The sequence below is a fragment of the Mesorhizobium sp. WSM4808 genome (genome assembly GCF_055811675.1).
The window spans coordinates 15,944-18,274 of sequence record NZ_JBVVQX010000046.1; the positions used below are offsets into that span (position 1 = coordinate 15,944).

Sequence of the window (2,331 nt, forward strand, 5' to 3'; positions counted from 1 at the left end):
AATGAACCCCTTGATCAGATTACGACGGTGCATATTGGCTTGGCTCCTCTCAACACGTCAATTTAGCGCTGGCCGAGAAACTGCGGTCGAGGCTGTGGGCGACGTCGTCGCAATTTGCAGCCGAACAGTTCGGTCCGCCGCCCGCGCGGCTTCAGCGCAAATAGGACACGCACCCAGCGCAATGAACCCCTTGATCAGATTACGACGGTGCATATTGGCTTGGCTCCTCTCAACACGTCAATTTAGCGCTGGCCGAGTAACTGCGGTCGAGGCTGTGGGCGACGTCGTCGCAATTTGCAGCCGAACAGTTCGGTCCGCCGCCATCGCTGCTTCGGGTTGACCGACATAGGACAGTCCCGCGGCCGTGCTCGCCACCACATACGGTGTGCAGTGATTTTCACCCGGCAGATGGTCCCAGCTACTTGGCCGAAGCCATTGTCTCCACGACGGCCGATTGCCGTTGCGTCGCAGATCAGATGGTCGCCCCCACCGAAGATCGCCTCGGCACCCTGGCCGCACTGGGCAAGCGATTCCATGCAACGACTCCGATGGCGCCCACCACGCCAAGTGACGCTTCATATTCATCATTGGACAGCCAGAAAAATCGATTGCTTCGATAAGAACATCCACGACATGGATGCATTGATGCCCAGTTTGCGGTGCTGCTGAGGACACCGGTTGACATCGGAGTGTCCGCCATATCTCGGCGAATGCGACATCAGGACCCCGAGGCTTGCGCCCCTCTGGGCGGTCCGCTGCGTGGTCGGCCATGTTCATGGGCAACTCAGGTTCTTGGTGAACTGTACTGATGTTGCAAAGACGCCCGCCGAAAGCTGATCCTGAACCACTGAGGAAACTTGACGAGTGCCTGGAGGGAACGTCCAGGTGTCTTCCGTTCTTGCCGTGCCGGCGAAGCTCGAGATATCGAGCAGCTCATCGTAATGGGGGTAGCACAACCGGGATTCATATGGGCCGAAAGATGTCCCGGACCAGCTGTTGAGTGGCATTACTGAGCGCTCGGTGGGAACCTCGCTGAGCAGGCTATGAAGTCCAGCAAGGAATTCCGGGCATGATCTTCCGGGACGACGTCTTGAACATCGCAAGGCCGGACACCGAGGTCACCACTCGGACCCCCGACATTCAGATTCGTTCGCTAGAACGAGCTTTGGAATCGCAGTACGCCGCCGAGGCTGTCCGCTTTGCCGTGTGTCGGATTCATGCCGGAACGGCCGACGGCAGTGAGATTGGCGTAGTGGGCATAGTCGACTTCGGCTGTGACTGTGAAACCTTGAATGGCCATATAGGCGACGTTTGCAGCCAGTCCGGAGTTCCTGAGCTGATCACCAGAGAGCTGGAGGTTCAACGACGTTTTCTCGTCGAGCGTGTAAGTGGCACCCATCCACAAAGCCCAGTCGCCGCTCCAATTCTTGTAGAAGCCGCGACCATGAGCGGCTACTGCCTTGGTTGGGTCGTCGTTGAGATTGCCAACGGAGCCGTAGCCGAACATACCGAATAGCGACAGGTCATCTGTGACATTGACGTCGATGCGGACCTTGCCGGCCAAAGCGTCGTAATTGCTGTCACGAGCGATGACGCCGGTGATTGCGCCCCCGGCCTGCGTCTGTCTCACGCCTAGGACGACGTGGGGAACATGGCTGTCGAGAGAACCGACCTCACCCGCCCCTTGTTCCAGTGAAACCAGAGCTGAAAAGCCATTGGCGAAATCCAAGTAGTACTGAGCCACGTTGGTATCGAAGTCGCCATACGGAACAAGTGCGTTATTGAGGACGTTCCCGGTGTATCCGATAAATGTATCGAAGGCCGATTCGTCCTTCCCGACTCGGAGACCACCAAGCTGGATCCAGGCGGAAGCCAACTTGGCGCCACCGTTGAAGGCTTGGTTCTGAGCACTGTCCGGACCCGGATAAGGGTTGCGGTTGCCGAAGTTCAGGCGGCTTTCAGTATAGGTCTTCAGTGGTCCGATTTCGATTTCCTGGCGCGTCCAAGTCTTGAACGTGAAACGCGTGTTGTTTCGCCAGGTGCCCTGAGCCTCCCCGGTTCTCGCACTGGATGTTCTTGCCCCCTCATGCGAACGGACATCGCCGATGCCGACGTCGTATCGAATGTAGCCGCCGATGCGCAGGCAGGTGTCGGTGTTGGGGACATGGAAGTAGCCCGGACCGTAGACGTCGCAGATCTGGACGTATTCGGTCCGGTCCGACGCGGAGATTTCGTCCGCCGCGCGAGCCACCGAAACGGAGATCAGGGCCGCAACCGAGCCGAGAAGAAGGCTGCTTACGTTCATTCTGGATTCTCCATTCAAAAGGGGAT

The 2,331-nt window shown here is 58.1% G+C and carries 1 protein-coding gene; it reads right to left on the reverse strand.

From position 1 onward, the window contains the following. Positions 1 to 1,153: 1,153 nt before the first annotated feature. Complete coding sequence (locus AC0L2U_RS34090; protein ID WP_473603608.1) at positions 1,154 to 2,305, reverse strand: porin; 1,152 nt, start codon at positions 2,303 to 2,305, stop codon at positions 1,154 to 1,156. Positions 2,306 to 2,331 lie beyond the last annotated feature (26 nt).